Annotated in this window: 16 protein-coding genes; 13 read left to right on the forward strand and 3 right to left on the reverse strand. The window is 68.6% G+C overall.

Translation table 11 applies throughout. The annotated features are described in order from the left end of the window. Nucleotides 1-3: 3 nt before the first annotated feature. Nucleotides 4-294 (reverse strand): PLD nuclease N-terminal domain-containing protein, encoded by a 291-nt coding sequence (locus ACIBI9_RS55725; RefSeq protein ID WP_185069979.1) that lies wholly within the window; start codon nucleotides 292-294, stop codon nucleotides 4-6. 414 nt (nucleotides 295-708) lie between these two features. On the opposite strand from ACIBI9_RS55725, the gene ACIBI9_RS55730 reads away from it, so the two are divergent. Further along, on the forward strand, nucleotides 709-1491 hold the full coding sequence (locus ACIBI9_RS55730; protein WP_397235552.1) for a hypothetical protein: 783 nt from the start codon (nucleotides 709-711) through the stop codon (nucleotides 1489-1491). A gap of 10 nt (nucleotides 1492-1501) precedes the next feature. Further along, on the forward strand, nucleotides 1502-1744 hold the full coding sequence (locus ACIBI9_RS55735) for a hypothetical protein (protein ID WP_397235553.1): 243 nt from the start codon (nucleotides 1502-1504) through the stop codon (nucleotides 1742-1744). A gap of 136 nt (nucleotides 1745-1880) precedes the next feature. On the opposite strand, the gene ACIBI9_RS55740 is transcribed toward ACIBI9_RS55735, so the two are convergent. Next, nucleotides 1881-2102 (reverse strand): BldC family transcriptional regulator, encoded by a 222-nt coding sequence (locus ACIBI9_RS55740; protein WP_026214226.1) that lies wholly within the window; start codon nucleotides 2100-2102, stop codon nucleotides 1881-1883. A 257-nt stretch (nucleotides 2103-2359) separates the two neighbouring features. On the opposite strand from ACIBI9_RS55740, the gene ACIBI9_RS55745 reads away from it, so the two are divergent. Next, complete coding sequence (locus ACIBI9_RS55745; protein ID WP_397235554.1) at nucleotides 2360-2578, forward strand: DUF4229 domain-containing protein; 219 nt, start codon at nucleotides 2360-2362, stop codon at nucleotides 2576-2578. On the opposite strand, the gene ACIBI9_RS55750 is transcribed toward ACIBI9_RS55745, so the two are convergent. Continuing rightward, nucleotides 2575-3780 (reverse strand): hypothetical protein, encoded by a 1206-nt coding sequence (locus ACIBI9_RS55750; protein WP_397235555.1) that lies wholly within the window; start codon nucleotides 3778-3780, stop codon nucleotides 2575-2577. The two genes, ACIBI9_RS55745 and ACIBI9_RS55750, sit on opposite strands and share 4 nt — an antisense overlap. A gap of 106 nt (nucleotides 3781-3886) precedes the next feature. Here ACIBI9_RS55750 and ACIBI9_RS55755 point away from each other — a divergent pair, with 106 nt between their 5' ends. From ACIBI9_RS55755 to ACIBI9_RS55800, 10 genes are all read left to right on the forward strand, one after another. Further along, nucleotides 3887-4603: a demethylmenaquinone methyltransferase gene (locus ACIBI9_RS55755; RefSeq protein ID WP_397235556.1), complete on the forward strand. Its 717-nt coding sequence runs from the start codon at nucleotides 3887-3889 to the stop codon at nucleotides 4601-4603. A 163-nt stretch (nucleotides 4604-4766) separates the two neighbouring features. After that, complete coding sequence (locus tag ACIBI9_RS55760) at nucleotides 4767-6020, forward strand: geranylgeranyl reductase family protein (protein WP_397235557.1); 1254 nt, start codon at nucleotides 4767-4769, stop codon at nucleotides 6018-6020. A 64-nt stretch (nucleotides 6021-6084) separates the two neighbouring features. Then, nucleotides 6085-6480: an NADH-quinone oxidoreductase subunit A gene (locus tag ACIBI9_RS55765; RefSeq protein WP_185069986.1), complete on the forward strand. Its 396-nt coding sequence runs from the start codon at nucleotides 6085-6087 to the stop codon at nucleotides 6478-6480. 2 nt (nucleotides 6481-6482) lie between these two features. Then, complete coding sequence (locus ACIBI9_RS55770; RefSeq protein WP_185069987.1) at nucleotides 6483-7034, forward strand: NADH-quinone oxidoreductase subunit B family protein; 552 nt, start codon at nucleotides 6483-6485, stop codon at nucleotides 7032-7034. Then, on the forward strand, nucleotides 7031-7735 hold the full coding sequence (locus ACIBI9_RS55775; protein WP_397235558.1) for an NADH-quinone oxidoreductase subunit C: 705 nt from the start codon (nucleotides 7031-7033) through the stop codon (nucleotides 7733-7735). Before ACIBI9_RS55770 ends, ACIBI9_RS55775 begins: the two co-directional genes overlap by 4 nt. Then, nucleotides 7732-9057, forward strand: coding sequence for an NADH-quinone oxidoreductase subunit D (locus tag ACIBI9_RS55780; protein WP_364846456.1), 1326 nt, complete (start codon nucleotides 7732-7734; stop codon nucleotides 9055-9057). Before ACIBI9_RS55775 ends, ACIBI9_RS55780 begins: the two co-directional genes overlap by 4 nt. Beyond that, nucleotides 9054-9710, forward strand: coding sequence for an NADH-quinone oxidoreductase subunit NuoE (gene nuoE / locus ACIBI9_RS55785; RefSeq protein ID WP_397235559.1), 657 nt, complete (start codon nucleotides 9054-9056; stop codon nucleotides 9708-9710). Before ACIBI9_RS55780 ends, nuoE begins: the two co-directional genes overlap by 4 nt. Further along, complete coding sequence (gene nuoF / locus ACIBI9_RS55790; RefSeq protein ID WP_397235560.1) at nucleotides 9707-10996, forward strand: NADH-quinone oxidoreductase subunit NuoF; 1290 nt, start codon at nucleotides 9707-9709, stop codon at nucleotides 10994-10996. Before nuoE ends, nuoF begins: the two co-directional genes overlap by 4 nt. Next, entirely contained in the window at nucleotides 10993-13368 is a 2376-nt protein-coding gene (locus ACIBI9_RS55795) for an NADH-quinone oxidoreductase subunit G (RefSeq protein ID WP_397235561.1), read from the forward strand. Before nuoF ends, ACIBI9_RS55795 begins: the two co-directional genes overlap by 4 nt. After that, a partial coding sequence (locus ACIBI9_RS55800; RefSeq protein ID WP_397235562.1) for an NADH-quinone oxidoreductase subunit H occupies nucleotides 13365-13882 on the forward strand: 518 nt, incomplete at its 3' end. The genes ACIBI9_RS55795 and ACIBI9_RS55800, both read left to right, overlap by 4 nt.

Consider the following 13882-nt stretch of genomic DNA (forward strand, 5'->3'; position numbering starts at 1 on the left):
GGCTCAGACGTCGTCGCCACGCATGCGGCGGTCGAGATCGCGCAGGAAGTCGGGGTCGTCGTCCGGCCCCTTCGGCATGCCCGGACCCGGGGGCACCGGCCACGCGGCGCGCGGGGCCCGCGGCCGGCCGCGGGCCATCCACACCAGACCGCCGAGCACCGGGATCAGGACGACGATCAGGATCCACAGGGCCTTTGGTACGTTCCGAACCTCGTCTTCGGGTGCGGTGACCACGTCGAACAGCGAGAAGAGCCAGAAGACCAGCAGCGCCAGGCCGATCAGTACACCTGCCATTCCTGAACTGTAAGCCATCCGCGACGTGATCGTGCTTCCCGATGTCCCATTTCAGGTGACTAGGGGAAGACATGCGTCGTACCGTGGAGGCCGATGCGGCGAAGTCGCCGGACTCCACGGGCGTTGAGAGGTGCGATGGCCTTTTCTGACTCCAAGGCGTCTGGTGACAAGGGCCGACATCGGCGCGGCCGTTGGTGGCGGCGCGGGTCGTATCTCTTCTCGCGGCGCGGTGAGGCGCCCCGCGACGCGGACCGCTCCGTCTGGTTCAACGCCCGCGAGAAGCCCTTTGAGAGCCGCACGGACGCCAAGGCGCGCAAGAATCGGGGACGGGGCGCCGAGGTGCCCAGAGGCCAGCCTGAGCGAGCCGGAGAGCGCGAGCGGACGAGATGGCCGGGTAACGAGCGGGGTGAGCGGATGGCGTGGCCGGGCGACGAGGTACGACGGCCCTCCGAGACGAGCTGGGACGGGTTCTCGTTGCGCGAGCGCGGCGAGCGGCTGCCCGCCGCCGTGGTCGAACGCCCCCGCTACACCTGGTACGACTTCGAGCTCGACGACCAGCCCAGGGCCCAGCCCAACCGGCCCGGCGTGCCGTCCATGGGCGACGGCCTGCGCCACTGCGGCAAGCTGGAGGGCATCCTGCACCGCCAGTGGGACGCCAGGATGGGACCGCCGTCGGCGGACGTCGTACGCGCCGTGGAGAGCCTCGCCCGCCTGCCGGAGCGGCTGAAGGAGAAGCTCGCGGCCGGGCTGGAGGGCATCTACGTCGGCCGCGGCGGCGTCCCGGACCTCGACGACATGGGCTACTTACGAGGGGCCCCGCTCCCGTCGGGCCGCGCCACCTGGGACATCTGCGCGGGAGCGTACGGTGACCGTAAGATCGTCGTGGGTGACCGCCCGTCACCCACCCCGGATGTGATGATGCACGAGGTCGGCCACGCCATCGACGACATCGACTCGGCGTACGGCGGCTGGGTCTCCGACTCCCCGGAGTTCGTCCGCCTCTACGACACGGCCATGCCGCTGCTGGCCTCGACCTTCCACCGCCAGGGCGGGGGGCTCGGCCGCAAGGAGTTCTTCGCCGACGCCTTCGCCGCCATCGCCTCCCGCCAGCGTCCGGCCCTCGTGGACATGCTCGGGGGAGACACGCGGATGGCGCTGGACATCATGCTCTTCTTCAACCGGCGCTACGGAATCTAGGTGATCGGACATGTACGTCATCCGGCTCGCGGACGGGACCCTGCGCGTGCCGCAGAGCCTGACCAGCGAAGACGGGCGTCTGATCGGGAACGCGTACGTCGAGGTGCAGCCCGGTGATCCGGACTACGAGCAGTGGTTGCCCGAGGCGCTGACGGAGGAGGAGTTGGCCGAGCGCCGCAATGAATGGGAGAAGGAGAACGACGAACTGGAGCGTGAGTTCCTGGCCTTCAAGGCGCGGCAGGAGGACGCCTGAGGCGACCAGACAGGCGCCAACCACGGTCGGCGGTTGGCGCCGCCTCATGCTGCCGGACGGAAGTGTGGCCGAAAGCACGCGAACAGTGGGTCGCGCCGGCGGTGATCCTGCCGTCGCAGGATCACCGTCTGCACAGTCAGACGCGCGGGGACTCACCTGCCGGCCTGTCGGCCGTCAAAACGTCCTCGCCTCGTAGAAGGGCGTGCACTTCCGACTCGCGGAACCGCCGATGCCCTCCGGGGGTGCGGATACTGCTGATGCGGCCTGCCGCAGCCCAGCGTGTAACCGTCTTTGGGTCTACCCGGAAGAGGGCGGCAACCTCTCCTGGGGTCAGCAGACGCTCGCTGCTACTCTCCACCAATCTCTCCCCCTCGCATCCCGCTTCCTGCCAGCGGGCGGACAGGTAACCAGTGTGTCGAGCGAAGCCTGATTTATCCGTGGTTTTCTGCAAAGATCACGGGTTGTTATCAGCTGACTGCCCGATTGTTATATGATAGAGCCTCTTTGGGGCTCTCGTGGGTGTTTCTTTACGAAACTCCCTGACTGGGAACAGTAGCATCGCTCGCGTTCGATGCGAAGAGCGACCGGTCCACGGGTCCGAGTAACCTCGAACCTGTGCGTCCTGTTCTCCTTTACACACTGTCGCGGATCGGCATCTTTCTGGTCACTCTCCTGGTGCTGTGGCTGCTCGGGCTGCAAAACCCGCTCGTGCTGATCGCGGTGTCTTTCTTGATCAGCGGCATAGCGAGCTACGTCCTGCTCAGCAAGCAGCGTGATGCCGTGAGCGAGCGCATCAGCAACAAGATCGACCGGCCGAAGCCACAAGACGACTAGGGCAGGGGGAACATGCCAATCCGGGCATGGTACTCCCGTCCGAGTCTGGTTGTGTCGCTACCGACAAGTAGTCCTCTGCGATGCGCGTAAAACGCCTTCACGCCGATCCCGCGCTCCCGTGTGGGATTCCAACTGAGGGCCATTCCCGTAGTCGGATGAATGGCGCTGATCCCCGGGCGTGAGACCGCTCCGGGGCCGGCGGAGTCCCGCCCTCGCGGATTGTTCAGCCAGCGCTGATGCCCGCCCACGTAGACCGCCGCGCCCGTCACGGAAACCGCGTAGAGCGAGTCGCCCCCGGTGGCGTTCACCCAGGTCGGCTTGATGGTGGCGCCCTTGGCGTACGTCTCGAACCTGGCCGCCGTGTCGCACATCCCGCCCTTGGGGCCCCCGGTGGTGACGACCGCGAAATAGTGGCCGTCGGGTGAGAAATCGAGGCCGCGCACGTACGAGGGGAACGCGCTCATGCACGGGCGCGCGTACGCCTCGGTCCGCCAGGGCGCGAGCCTGGCGGTGGGGCCGCTGATGTCGATGAGCCCGAGCTGCGGCCTGGACTGGCGGTCGAGCGTGGTGAACGTGCCGTCCACGGCGAGCCGGTAGCGGGTGGCGGCGATCGCGTAGACCTTTACCTTGGGTGTCAGCGACCCTCCTGGCGTGATGCCGAACGCCGGGTCGGCCGTGCCCGTCGTCGCGTCGATCCTGGCCAGCGCGGTGCGCGGGCTGGTGAAGTCGCCGCCCACGTACAGCTTCGACCCCTGCCTGGCCAGGGTGGAGACCATGCCGCCGCCGATGCGCGGCGCGAAGCCCGTCACCAGCGAGCCGTCGGAGAGCTTGAGCCTGGCCAGCGACCTGGCGGGCGCGTCGTTGACGCCGATGAACTCGCCGCCGACGTAGACGGTGCCCTGGTCGCCGGCGGCCAGGCCGTACACGGGGCCCGGGACGATCGGCGCGAAGTCCGGCAGTACGCGGCCAGTGGTCAGGTCGTAGGCGAAGAGGTTGGAGCGCGGGTAGGCGGTCGTGCGGGCGGCGTCGCTCACCTCGCTGAACGAGCCGCCGACCACGACGGTGTTCCCGACGACCGTGATCGCGTTGACGATGCCGTCGAGCACGTGGGGGGTGCTGTCTACCGGGTCGGCCGAGACGACGCGGAAATGCGCCGTGGGAGCCGAGGCGATGATCGCCGCAAGGGCGACACGGGCAAGCATTCGCCAAGTTTTAGCAGACGTTCGGTAGTCAAGTAGCTACTTTCCGCTAAAAGCGGTGTTCATGGCCGCAGGTACGGGCCTGGAGGGCCTCCCATAGTCTTGGCCTATGACGCGCGCTCAGTTGGACAAACAGCCGGACGAGGTCGCCGCGATGTTCGATCGCACCGCCCGGCGCTACGACCTGGTCAATGACGTGATCTCCCTCGGGCAGGTCAGGATGTGGCGCAAGGCGGTGGCCGCGGCCATCGACGCGGGCCCCGGGGAGCTCGTGCTCGACCTGGGCGCCGGCACCGGCACGTCCACCGACGCGTTCACCACGCTGGGCGCGCGGGCCATCGCGTCCGACTTCTCGCTGGGCATGCTCCGCACCGGCGTGCGCCGCCACGGCGGCAACGCGCTTTCGGGTGACGGGGTGCCCTTCATCGCGGGCGACGCGCTGCGGCTGCCGTTCGCCGACGAGGCGTTCGACGCGGTGACGATCTCGGTGGCGCTGCGCAACGTGCACGACACCGCGCAGGCGCTGCGGGAGATGCTGCGCGTCACCAAGCCGGGCGGCCGACTGGTGATCTTGGAGTTCTCCCACGTGACGTTCGGGCCCTTCGATCTCGTCTACCGCGAATATCTGATGAAGCTGCTGCCAAAAGTGGCCAAGGTGTTCGGCTCCAATGACGATTCCTACGAATATCTGGCTGAGTCGATCCGGGATTGGCCCGACCAGCGCACGCTGGCCCGGATCATTCAGGAGGCCGGCTGGGAGCGGGTCGCCTGGCGCAATCTCACGATGGGCATCGTCGCCCTGCACAGAGGGTTCAAGTCGGCGTGAGACCACACGCGACACACCGTTCCTCTTGGATCACAGAACAGCACCCCGACTGCCACTATGTACAGGAAAAGCAGTAGACTGCGGGCCGACAAGTTTGTGAAGGGGTTCACAAAGGAACGAAGGCAGCACACCCCCGAGGCCTTCGAGCGTGTAGGACAGGACAGTGACCGTGCCAACAGCCACGAAGGCTGACGCTGACGTCATCGTCGTCGGCGCCGGTCCCGCCGGTTCCGCAACCGCTTTTTACCTCGCTCAGGCCGGACTCGACGTGCTGCTCCTGGAGAAGACCAGGTTCCCCCGCGAGAAGGTCTGCGGCGACGGCCTGACGCCGCGGGCGGTCAAGCAGTTGCTCAACATGGGTGTCGACGTCGACGCTCCCGGCTGGGTCAGGAACAAGGGGCTGCGCGTCGTCGGCGGCGGCCTCCGCTTCGACCTCGACTGGCCACAGCTCGAGCGCTTCCCCGACTTCGGGCTCGTACGCACCCGCCAGGACTTCGACCAGATCGTCGCCGCCAACGCGGTCAAGAACGGCGTGCGCCTGATGGAGGGCGTGACCGTCACGGGGCCCGTCCTCGACGACCGCAGCGGCCACATCGTCGGCGTGACGACCAAGGACGGCCGCGAATACCGCAGCCGCGTGGTGGTGGCCGCCGACGGCAACAGCACCCGGCTGGCCCTGGGCATGGGGCTGCACAAGCGCGAGGACCGCCCGATGGGCGTGGCGGTGCGGACGTACTTCGAGAGCCCGCGCCACGACGACGACTACCTCGAGATCTGGCTGGAGCTGTGGGCGCAGGAGAAGCTGCTGCCCGGCTACGGCTGGATCTTCGGCGTCGGCGACGGCACCGCCAACGTGGGCCTCGGGCTGCTCAACACCAGCGCGCAGTTCAAGAACATCGACTACCGGGACCTGCTGCGGACCTGGTGCAAGGCCATGCCTCCCGAGTGGGAGTTCACCGAGGAGAACATGACGGCCCCCATCCGCGGCGCCGCGCTCCCCATGGCCTTCAACCGGCAGCCGCACTACACGCGCGGCCTGGTACTCGTGGGTGACTCGGGCGGGTCGATCAACCCGTTCAACGGCGAGGGCATCGCCTACGCCATGGAGACCGGCGAGATCGCCGCGGAGGTCATCGCCAAGGCCCTCAAGGGCACCACCCCCGCGGAGCAAGAACGCACTCTGAGGACCTATCCTCAAGTGCTGAAGGACGCCTACGGCGGATACTTCACCCTGGGCCGACTGTTCGTCGAGGTCATCGGAAAGCCGGGCGTCATGAGCTTCGGCACCAGGCACGGTCTCCCTCACCCGAGGCTGATGCGCTTCGCCATCAAACTCCTTGGTAATCTCACCGACCGGCGAGGCGATGCGTCAGACATGATCATTAACGCTCTCTCGAAGGTCGCCCCACCAGCATGAATCTCAGAACTGACAGATCCGGCTGCGCGCCCGCGCGCGCGGCGACTCCAGAGGAGGCGTAGCGATGGACCTTTACGTGCCCATCCTGGTGCTCGCCGTTCTCGCGGGGGGCTTCGCGATCTTCTCGGTCGCCATCGCTCCCTTCACCGGCCCCAAGCGCTGGAACCGCGCCAAGCTTGACGCCTATGAATGCGGCATCGAGCCGACGCCCCAGCCCGTCGGTGGTGGACGGTTCCCGCTCAAGTACATGGTCACCGCGATGCTCTTCATCGTGTTCGACATCGAGATCATCTTCCTCTACCCGTGGGCGGTCTCGTTCGCGCCGCAGACGAACGACGCCGGCCAGGTGCTCAGCTCCGGCCTGGGGCTGTTCGCGCTCGTGGAGATGGTGCTGTTCATCGTCACCGTGCTCGTCGCCTACGCGTACGTGTGGCGCCGCAAGGGTCTGGACTGGGACTGAAAATGGGACTTGAAGAGAAACTCCCCAGCGGGTTCATCCTCAGCACGGTCGAGGCGGCCGCCGGATGGGCGCGTAAGAACTCCGTGTGGCCCGCCACATTCGGCCTCGCGTGCTGTGCCATCGAGCTGATGGCCACCGGCGGCCCCCACTACGACCTGGCGCGCTTCGGCATGGAGCGCGCTTCGGCGTCTCCTCGCCAGGCCGACCTCATGATCGTGGCCGGCCGCGTCTCGCAGAAGATGGCGCCCGTGCTGCGCCAGATCTACGACCAGATGGCCGAGCCGAAGTGGGTCATCTCCATGGGCGTGTGCGCCTCCAGCGGCGGCATGTTCAACAACTACGCGATCGTGCAGGGCGTCGACCACGTCGTGCCCGTCGACATCTACCTGCCGGGCTGCCCGCCGCGGCCCGAGATGCTGATCGACGCCATCGTGAAGCTGCACGACAAGATCCAGAACATGAAGTTCGGCGCCCACCGCGCCAAGCAGATCGAGGAGCTCGAGCTGCAGGCGCTGCGGCCGCTGCCGCTGATCGACCAGGGAGCCTCGAAGTGACCTCGCCCGACAACCTCCCCGGCAGCCCGGAAAGCGGTGAGACCCCCGAGGCCGCGGTTCCCGCCGTCCCCGAGGCTCCGATCGCCCGGCACGGCATGTTCGGCGCGCAGGACTCCGGCGACACCTCCGGCTACGGCGGCCTCGTCGTGCGCCGGGCGCCGCAGCTGTCGACGCCCCGCCCGTACGGCGGCTACTTCGACGAGGTCGTCGACGCCCTGGCGCTCGACGACGCCATCGAGCGCGTGGTCGTCGACCGCGGCGAGCTGACCCTGCACGTCAAGCGGGATCGGCTGGTCGAGGTCGTCCAGAAGCTGCGCGACGACCCGGCTCTTCGTTTCGAGCTCTCGCTGGGCGTCACCGGCGTGCACTACCCGCACCTGGTGGGCGAGGAACTGCACGCGGTCATCCACCTGTGCTCGATCACCTACAACCGCCGCGTACGCGTCGAGGCCAGCGCCCCTGACTCCGACCCGCACATTCCATCGACTGTGGGCGTTTACCCTGGTCACGACTGGCATGAGCGTGAGGCGTACGACTTCTTCGGGATCATCTTCGACGGTCACCCCGCGCTCACCCGGATCATGATGCCGGACGACTGGGACGGCCACCCTCAGCGCAAGGACTACCCGCTCGGCGGCATCCCGGTCGAATACCGCGGCGCCACCATCCCCGCGCCCGACCAGAGGAGGAGCTACTCGTGAGCACCGCTTATGACGAGGCGACCGAGGGCAAGGTCTATTCGGTCAACGGCGGCGACTGGGACGAGGTCGTCACCGGAGCGCGCGACACCGAAGAAGAGCGCCTGGTCGTCAACATGGGCCCGCAGCACCCGTCCACGCACGGCGTGCTCCGCCTGGTCCTGACCCTCGACGGCGAGACGGTGACCGAGGCGCGCAGCGTCATCGGCTACCTGCACACCGGCATCGAGAAGAACATGGAATACCGGACGTGGACCCAGGGCACCACGTTCGTGACCCGCATGGACTACCTCTCGCCGATCTTCAACGAGACCGCCTACTGCCTGGGCGTCGAGAAGCTGCTCGGCATCGAGGACCGCATCCCGGACCGGGCGCAGGCCATCCGCGTGATGATGATGGAGCTCAACCGGATCTCCTCGCACCTGGTCGCGATGGGCACGTTCGGCATGGAGCTGGGCGCGACCACGCCGTTCCTCTTCGGCTATCGCGACCGCGAGATGATCATGGATCTCTTCGAGTACATCACCGGTCTGCGCATGAACCACGCCTACATCAGGCCGGGCGGCGTGAGCGTCGACCTGCCCGCGGGCGCGGTCGACAAGGTCGGCGAGTTCCTCAAGGAGATGCCCAAGCGGATCAAGGACATCCGCAAGCTCCTCGACGCCAACCCGGTCTACGTGCGCCGCACCAAGGACGTGGCCTACCTCGACCTGACCGGCTGCATGGCCCTGGGCATCACCGGCCCGATCATGCGCGCCGCCGGCCTCCCGTGGGACCTGCGCAAGTCGCAGCCCTACTGCGGCTACGAGACGTACGAGTTCGACGTCGCGACCGAGCGCGGCTGCGACGTCTACTCGCGCTACCTCGTCCGCATGAAGGAGATGGAAGAGTCCCTCAAGATCGTTGAGCAGGCGCTCGACCGCATCGCCGGCCCGCTCAAGGGCGACCCGGTGATGATCGAGGACAAGAAGATCGGCTGGCCCGCGCAGCTCGCGCTCGGCCCCGACGGGTTCGGCAACTCACCCGACCACATCGCCCACATCATGGGCACCTCGATGGAAGCGCTCATCCACCACTTCAAGCTGGTGACCGAGGGCTTCCGCGTGCCGGCCGGGCAGGCGTACGCCAGCATCGAGTCGCCCAAGGGCGAGCTCGGCGCCCACGTGGTCAGCGACGGCGGCACCCGCCCCTACCGCGTGCACTTCCGCGAGCCGTCCTTCTGCAACCTGCAGGGCTTCCCCGCGATGGCGGAGGGCGGCCAGGTCGCCGACGTGATCGCCGCGGTGGCTTCTATCGACCCCGTCATGGGAGGTGTGGACCGGTGACATATTCACCGGAGATCCGGGAGCGTCTGGAGCGAGACGCCAAGGAGATCATCGGGCGTTACCCGAAGACACGCTCCGCTCTGCTGCCGCTGCTCCACCTCGTGCAGTCGGAGGACGGCTACGTCTCCGACGACGGGCAGGAGTTCTGCGCGGAGATGCTGGGCATCAGCAAGGCCGAGGTCACCGGCGTCGCGACCTTCTACACGATGTACAAGCGCAAGCCCGCCGGCGACTACCACGTCGGCGTGTGCATCAACGCGCTGTGCGCGGTCATGGGCGGCGACCAGATCTGGGACGAGCTGTCCGAGCACGTCGGCGTCGGTCACGAGGAGACGACCTCCGACGGCAAGGTCTCGCTGGAGCGCCTCGAGTGCAACGCGGCCTGCGACTTCGCCCCCGTCATGATGGTCAACTGGGAGTTCTTCGACAACCAGACCCCCGAGTCGGCCAAGCAGCTCGTCGACGACCTGCGTGACGGCAAGGACGTGCGCCCGACCCGCGGCCCGAAGAAGCTCTGCAGCTTCAAGGACGCCTCGCGCGTGCTCGCCGGCCTGCCCGACGACCTGGCGGGCGACGGCCCGTCGGCCGCCGGCCCCTCGCTGGAGGGCCTGAAGGTCGCCAAGGCCAACGGATGGAAGGCCCCCGAGGCATGAGCACGACTTTGACACCGGTCCTGACCGCGAACTGGGACCAGCCCAACTCCTTCACCATCGACGCCTACGGCGAGTACGAGGCGGCGAAGAAGGCGCTGGCCATGGAGCCCGACGCCGTCATCCAGGCCGTCAAGGACTCGGGCCTGCGCGGCCGCGGCGGCGCGGGCTTCCCCACCGGCATGAAGTGGGGCTTCATCCCGCAGGGCGACGGCAAGCCGCACTATCTCGTCGTCAACGCCGACGAGTCGGAGCCGGGCACCTGCAAGGACATCCCGCTGATGATGGCCAACCCGCACTCGCTGGTCGAGGGCATCATCATCACGTCCTACGCGATCCGGGCCAACCACGCCTTCATCTACGTGCGCGGCGAGGTGCTCCACGTGATCCGGCGGCTGCACGCGGCCGTGCGGGAGGCGTACGAGAAGGGCTACCTCGGCACCGACATCCTCGGCTCCGGCTACGACCTCGAGCTGGTCGTGCACAGCGGCGCCGGCGCGTACATCTGCGGCGAGGAGACGGCGCTGCTCGACTCGCTGGAGGGCTTCAGGGGTCAACCGCGACTCAAGCCCCCGTTCCCCGCCGTGGCGGGCCTGTACGCCTCGCCGACTGTCGTGAACAACGTCGAGTCGATCGCCAGTGTTCCCTCGATCATCGGCAACGGCGCCGACTGGTTCGCCGGGATGGGCACCGAGAAGTCCAAGGGCTTCGGCATCTTCTCGCTGAGTGGCCACGTCACCAGGCCCGGCCAGTACGAGGCGCCGCTCGGCATCACGCTGCGCGAGCTCCTCGACATGGCGGGCGGCATCAGGGCCGGTCACCAGATCAAGTTCTGGACCCCGGGCGGCTCCTCCACGCCGATCTTCACCGACGAGCACCTCGACGTGCCGCTCGACTTCGAGGCGGTCGGCGCCAAGGGCTCCATGCTCGGCACCCGCGCCCTGCAGATCTTCGACGAGACCACCTGCGTGGTCCGCACGGTGCTGCGCTGGACCGAGTTCTACGCCCACGAGTCCTGCGGCAAGTGCACGCCCTGCCGCGAGGGCACGTACTGGCTCAAGCAGGTGCTCAAGCGCCTGGAGAAGGGCCAGGGCACCGAGGAGGACCTGGCCACGATCACCGACATCGCGGACAACATCCTCGGACGTTCGTTCTGCGCTCTGGGCGACGGCGCGACCAGCCCGATCCACTCCTCGGTGAAGTACTTCCGCGAGGAGTACCTCAAGCACTTCGAGATCGGCGGCTGTCCGTTCGACCCGAAGAAGTCCACTCTCTGGGGTGAGCAGTGACAGTCGTAGAGACCGAGACGAACCTGGTGACCCTGACCATCGACGGGTTCCAGGTCAGCGTGCCCAAGGGCACCTTGATCATCAGGGCCGCCGAGCTCCTGGGCATCCAGATCCCCAGGTTCTGCGACCACCCGCTGCTCGACCCGGCGGCCAACTGCCGCCAGTGCCTGGTCGACATCCCCGACGCGGGCAACGGCCGCGGCTTCCCCAAGCCGCAGCCGTCGTGCGCGATCGAGGTCGCAGAGGGCATGGTCGTGCAGACGCAGCTCACCTCGCCGGTCGCCGAGAAGGCGCAGCGCGGGGCCATGGAGCTGCTGCTGATGAACCACCCGCTCGACTGCCCGGTCTGCGACAAGGGCGGCGAGTGCCCCCTGCAGAACCAGGCCATGTCCAACGGCCAGGGCGAGTCCAGGTTCCAGGAGCAGAAGCGGACCTTCCCCAAGCCGCTGCCGCTGTCCACGCAGGTGCTGCTCGACCGCGAGCGCTGCGTCCAGTGCGCCCGGTGCATCCGCTTCTCCGACCAGATCGCCGGTGACCCGCTCATCGAGTTCTTCGAGCGCGGGGCCAAGGAGCAGGTGCGCACCGCCGAGGGCAAGCCGTTCAACTCCTACTTCTCCGGCAACACGGTGCAGATCTGCCCGGTCGGCGCGCTGACCGGCGCCGCCTACCGGTTCCGGGCCCGCCCGTTCGACCTGGTCTCCACGCCGAGCGCGTGCGAGCACTGCGCCGCCGGCTGCGCCCAGCGCACCGACCACCGGCGCGGCCGGGTCACCCGCCGCCTGGCCGGCAACGACCCGCAGGTCAACGAGGAGTGGAACTGCGACAAGGGCCGCTGGGCCTTCACCTACGCCCAGCAGCCCGACCGGCTGAAGACGCCGCTGGTCCGCAACGAGGAGGGCGTGCTCGTGCCCGCCTCGTGGCCGGAGGCGCTGGCGGTGGCCGCCGAGGGCCTGGCCAAGGCCCGCGGCAAGGCCGGCGTGCTGGTCGGCGGCCGGGTCACGGTCGAGGACTCCTACGCGTACGCCAAGTTCGCCCGCCTGGCCCTGGCCAGCAACGACATCGACTTCCGTGCCCGGCCGCACTCCGCCGAGGAGGCGCAGTTCCTGGCGCACGCGGTGGCCGGCAAGGGCATCGAGATCAGCTACACCGACCTCGAGAACGCCCCCCACGTGCTGCTCGTCGGGTTCGAGCCCGAGGAGGAGTCGCCGATCGTCTTCCTGCGCCTGCGCAAGGCGTGGCAGAAGAAGGGCCTCAAGGTCACCTCGATCGCCCCGTTCGCCTCGCCCGGCCTGGTCAAGATGGGCGGCACGCTCATCCGCACCGCGCCCGGCGCCGAGGCCGACGCGATCGGCGACCTGGTCGGCACGCTGGCCGAGGGCACGATCGTGCTCGCCGGCGAGCGCCTGGCCACCGTCCCCGGCGCCCTGTCCGCCGTGGTGCGGCTCGCCAACGCCTCCGGCGCCAGGCTCGCCTGGGTGCCGCGCAGGGCTGGTGAGCGCGGCGCGGTCGAGGCCGGCGCGCTGCCCAACCTGCTGCCGATCGGCCGCCCGGTCGACGACGAGACCGCCAGGGCCGAGGTCGCCAGGGCGTGGAACGTGGCCTCGCTGCCCGCCACCCCCGGCCGCGACACGACCGGCATCCTGGAGGCCGCCCGCGCCGGTGAGCTGGACGCGCTGGTCGTGGCCGGCGTCGACCCCTACGACCTGGCCGACCCTGCGGCGGCGCTCGACGCGCTCGAGCACACGCCGTTCATCGTCAGCCTGGAGATCCGCGCCAGCGCCGTCACCGACCGCGCCGACGTGGTCCTGCCCGTCGCCGCGGTTCAGGAGAAGGGCGGCACGTTCGTCAACTGGGAGGGCAGGGGCCGCTCGTTCGAGGCGCCGCTGAAGGTGCCCGGCCTGCAGAGCGACCTGGCCGTGATCGGCAACCTGGCCGACCGACTGGACGTCCACCTGGGCCTGCCGGACGCCAAGGCCGCCAGGCGGGAGCTGTCCGGCCTGGGCGCCTGGCGCGGCAGCCGCGTCACCGCCCCGCACACCGCCACCCGCGCCCAGGTCGCCCCGGCGGCCGGCGAGGCGCTGCTGGCGGCCTGGCACCTGCTGCTCGACGAGGGCAGGCTGCAGGACGGCGAGCCGTACCTGGCGGGCACCGCCCGCGCCGCCGAGGCGCTGGTCTCCGAGAGCACGGCGGCCGAGCTCGGGGTCGCGGACGGCGACAAGCTCGTCGTGGGCGACAGCGTCACCCTGCCCGTGCGCGTCGCCGATCTGCCGGACCGGGTCGTCTGGGTGCCTGCGAACTCCGGCGGCTGCTCGGTCACCCGTGACCTGCACGCGGTGGCCGGCGACATCGTCACCATCGGGAGCGCCTCATGACCCACGTTCTCGCGGCCGATCCCACCCTCGCCGACTTCGGCAAGGACCCGCTGTGGATCACGATCATCAAGGCCGTGCTGCTGTTCGCCTTCCTGATGCTGGGCATCCTGTTCGGCGTCTGGTTCGAGCGCAAGCTGATCTCCAGGATGCAGAACCGGTTCGGCCCCAACCGGGCCGGCAAGTTCGGCCTCCTGCAATCGGTGGCCGACGGCCTGAAGATGGGTCTGAAGGAAGACCTCTTCCCGCGGACCGTGGACAAGGTCCTCTACCTGCTGGCGCCGGTCATCATGGTGATCCCGGCGTTCCTGGCCTTCTCGATCGTGCCTTTCGCGGGGATGGTCAACCTGTTCGGCGTGCAGACGCCGCTGCAGCTGGTGGACCTGCCGGTGGCGGTGCTGTTCATGCTGGCCATGGGCGCGGTGTCGGTCTACGGCGTGGTGCTGGCCGGTTGGTCGTCGCGCTCGCCGTACGCGCTGCTGGGCGGTCTCAGGTCGGCGGCGCAGGTGGTCTCGTA

It is taken from the genome of Nonomuraea sp. NPDC050451 (assembly GCF_044458585.1).

Coding starts and splice junctions, on each gene's coding strand:
- ACIBI9_RS55735 (WP_397235553.1), top strand. CDS start 1,502: ATGTACGTCATCCGGCTCGCGGACGGGACCCTGCGCGTGCCGCAGAGC.
- ACIBI9_RS55755 (WP_397235556.1), top strand. CDS start 3,887: ATGACGCGCGCTCAGTTGGACAAACAGCCGGACGAGGTCGCCGCGATG.
- ACIBI9_RS55750 (WP_397235555.1), bottom strand. CDS start 3,780: ATGCTTGCCCGTGTCGCCCTTGCGGCGATCATCGCCTCGGCTCCCACG.
- ACIBI9_RS55725 (WP_185069979.1), bottom strand. CDS start 294: ATGGCAGGTGTACTGATCGGCCTGGCGCTGCTGGTCTTCTGGCTCTTC.
- ACIBI9_RS55765 (WP_185069986.1), top strand. CDS start 6,085: ATGGACCTTTACGTGCCCATCCTGGTGCTCGCCGTTCTCGCGGGGGGC.
- ACIBI9_RS55770 (WP_185069987.1), top strand. CDS start 6,483: ATGGGACTTGAAGAGAAACTCCCCAGCGGGTTCATCCTCAGCACGGTC.
- ACIBI9_RS55730 (WP_397235552.1), top strand. CDS start 709: ATGGCGTGGCCGGGCGACGAGGTACGACGGCCCTCCGAGACGAGCTGG.
- nuoF (WP_397235560.1), top strand. CDS start 9,707: ATGAGCACGACTTTGACACCGGTCCTGACCGCGAACTGGGACCAGCCC.